Origin of the sequence: Henriciella sp., from assembly GCF_049649345.1 — a bacterium.
In the GTDB taxonomy this organism is placed as follows: Bacteria; Pseudomonadota; Alphaproteobacteria; order Caulobacterales; family Hyphomonadaceae; genus Henriciella.
In genome coordinates, this window is sequence record NZ_JBARZC010000084.1 from 1 (window position 1) to 3,382 (window position 3,382).

Here is a 3,382-nt window from a genome sequence, read left to right on the forward strand (position 1 = left end):
GGTCGATAATGTCGGCACTGGTATTGAGGGGGCGAACGCGCTCAGCTCCATCGGTGGACGCGCCGCCCTTCGCTGGGAGCCGACCACTGCGATGGATCTCCAGCTCCTCATTATTCACGAAGACAGCCAGCCCGAAGACTCGGCCCTGACCAATCCGGACCGCGGCGACTTTATCCGCTTCACCGATCGCCCGGACCTCTTCCAGTCAGAGTTTACAAGCTACAATTTCTCGCTGGACTATGATTTCGGCTTCGCGAACCTCACCAGCTCGTCGACCTATTCCGACATTGCGGGTAACTTTATTGTCGATCTGGCAGGCACCTTCAATCAGGCGATCCCGTTCGCCCTCGATGCCGTTGGATATGACGACATCTTCGTTCAGGAATTGCGTCTTGCATCGACGGATGGCGGTAATTGGGACTGGATCGTCGGCGGCTTCTACTTCAACAAGCGCCGCGACGTGGTCTTCGAGTACCGGTCCTCCCAGGAGTTCCTCGATGCCCGCGGTCTGACCGGCCTGCCTGACGAGTATTATCAACGTTTCACCAACTACACCGACCAGATCGAATCGGCGATCTTCGGCGAGTTGACGTATCGCTTCTCCGACGAGTTCTGGGTGACAGGCGGCCTTCGCCAGACCAATACGGAAGTCCAGACCTTCGTGAATGGCGGCGGCTACAACTCCAACTATCTCGGCGTTGCCCTCGGCGGCTTCACGAATATCCCGCTGACCGTGACGCCAATCCCGGCGTCTGAGGGGCTGAAAGTGGATGCTGACAAGCTCTCCTACAAGCTCAGCGCGTCATGGAAACCGAGTGAAATGCTGACCACCTATGCGTCGGTTTCAACGGGCTTCCGCTCTCCCGTCGCGAATGCTCGCGCCGGCCTGCCGAGCGCTGTTGATCCGAGCGATCTGGTCATTCCGGACGGCGCGAAGTCGGATACGCTGACCAATTATGAGGTTGGCGTGAAGGGCCTCTTCATGAATGGCAAGCTCGGCGCAAATCTCGCCGCCTACTATATCGACTGGGAAGATATCCAGGTTCAGGCGAACCGGCTGTCTGACACTGTCCAGTTTGCCACGAATATCGGTGCGGCGGTCAGTCAGGGCCTGGAGTTCGAGGTGGCGGCCTACCCATCCGATTCGCTCAGCTTCTTCCTGGCCGGCTCGCTCAACGATACCGAAGTGACGGAACTGACGGCGTCCGAAGCGGCCATTTCCGGGGCTGAAGAGGGCATCTCGCTGGCTTTCCCGTCCTTCCAAGGATCGGCGACCGTTCGCTATGACTTCAAGGTTGGCGAAGGCACCGACGCCTTCTTCGCGGCGACGGCGTCCTATGTCGGCGATTTCCCGGGTCTGTTCCCGAATGTGCCGGGCCAGCCGAACACGACGGCGCCGACATTTGATTACACTGAGGAATATACGGTGGTGAACCTGCAGACGGGCTTCGGGCGCGATCAGTGGAAAGTGACCGGCTATGTCGAGAACCTGTTCGATGACAAGTCGATCAGCTACGTCCACCCGGAAGCTTTCCTGGATGGGCGCTATGCCCGCCTTCGCCCGATGACCGTCGGCGTTCGCGTCGGATATGAGTACTGATCAGGCCCGGAGGCGATGATAATGACACGAACCGAAGCAATCCCTTTCAGACGAGGGATTGCTTCCCTCATTTGCGCCCTGGGGCTCACCCTGTTCGGGGCCGGCTGCGAGACAGCGGGCGGGGGCCTTGCCACTGACGGGACAGGTCGCATCGTCAATGCCCCGGCGGGGGCAGTTCAGGGCGATGCCGAGCGCGGTGTCACCGTCTATCGCGGCATTCCCTACGCCAAGGCGCCGGTCGGTGAGCTGCGCTGGGCGCCGCCAGAAGCCTATCCGGACTGGGAGGCCACACGCGACGCCACCACATTCGGCCCGGCCTGCCCACAGCCCCTTCCGCGCGGCAGAAACATCTATGCCGTCAGCTATGACGCGATCGACGAGGACTGTCTTTCACTCAATGTCTGGGTGCCGGACGAGGCCAAGGATGCGCCGGTCTTTGTCTGGATTCATGGCGGATCCCTGACCGGCGGGGCCGGCAGCCTGGCGATGTATGAAGGCGCAGCCCTCGCGCGGGAAACCGGCATGGTGGTCGTCACGATCAATTACAGGCTCGGCGTCCTCGGCTACCTCGCCCATCCAGGCCTCAGCGCCGCATCAGCGCAAGGCATATCGGGCAATTACGGCCTGATGGACCAGATCACTGCCCTGGAATGGGTCGAGCGCAATATCGCTGCCTTCGGCGGCGATCCAGAGAACGTCACCCTTGCAGGCGAGTCGGCCGGCGCGCTGAGCGTTATGCTGATGATGGTCTCGCCGCAAGCGCGCGGCCTGTTCGACAAGGCGATTGCGCAGAGTGCCTATATGGTCTCGATGGCGCACCTGAATGTAGCGGAAAATGGTCACCCGTCTGAAGAGGCAAAGGGCGCTGCGCTTGTCGAGAAGATGGGTCTTACGTCTCTGGAAGAGATGCGGGCGGCGCCTGCCGGCGATCTCGTCGACCAGTCGGTGGCGGCTGGCTATTTCCCTTTCCCCAATATTGACGGCCTCTACCTCACCGAACAGATGGCCGAGACGTTCGACAAGGGCGAGCAGGCCCCTGTCCCGGTTCTGGCGGGCTATAATGAAGGCGAGATCCGCTCGCTGCGTTTCCTCCTGCCGCCGAAACCGGACACGAGCGACGCCTACGAAACCGCGATCCGCGCCGCCTACGGTCCGCTCGCCGACACGTTTCTCGGCCATTATCCCTCCGATGATATGATGGAGAGCATGCTCGCGACGACACGCGACGCCATGTATGGCTGGACCGCGCACAAGCTCGCAGATCGTCAGGCCAGGATTGGTCAGGCCTCCTATCTCTATTTCTTCGACCACGGCTACCCGGCCGCCGATGCGCTGGGCCTGCATGCCTTTCATGCCTCGGAGATCCCTTATGCGTTCGGGACGATCAATATCGACCCGCCCTGGCCGCAGATCCCGAATGAGTTGGCCGAGCGCCGCCTGTCGGCCGCGATGATGGATTACTGGTCGAGCTTCGCGCGCACCGGAAGCCCCGTCGCTGACAAGCATCCGGACTGGCCGACCTATGCCAGCACGTTAGGCGGCATCGCCTTCACAGACGCCCCCTATGCTGTCAGCGGCCTGATGCGGGACCGCTTCGAGCTGCATGACGAAGTCGTGTGCCGCAGGCTGCATGATGGCGGGCTGCAGTGGAACTGGAATGTTGGTATCATCTCGCCGCCCCTGCCGCCGGAGGTTCCCGAATGCAGTTAGCCCGCACGATCGCTCACCGCCTGCGGGGCCGCCTGGTCTGCGGCGCGCTTCTCGCGGCTCTCGCTGCGAGCG

Annotated in this window: 2 protein-coding genes; both read left to right on the forward strand. The window is 61.8% G+C overall.

The genetic code is table 11. The features are described from left to right. Positions 1-1,600 (forward strand): TonB-dependent receptor (locus tag WA989_RS02145; RefSeq protein WP_424338883.1); only part of this gene is annotated, 1,600 nt, incomplete at its 5' end. 21 nt (positions 1,601-1,621) lie between these two features. Beyond that, the gene (locus tag WA989_RS02150) at positions 1,622-3,310 is read left to right on the forward strand and encodes a carboxylesterase/lipase family protein (RefSeq protein WP_424338884.1); all 1,689 of its coding nucleotides are present in this window, start codon (positions 1,622-1,624) and stop codon (positions 3,308-3,310) included. Positions 3,311-3,382: the final 72 nt, after the last annotated feature.

Coding starts and splice junctions, on each gene's coding strand:
- WA989_RS02150 (WP_424338884.1), top strand. CDS start 1,622: ATGACACGAACCGAAGCAATCCCTTTCAGACGAGGGATTGCTTCCCTC.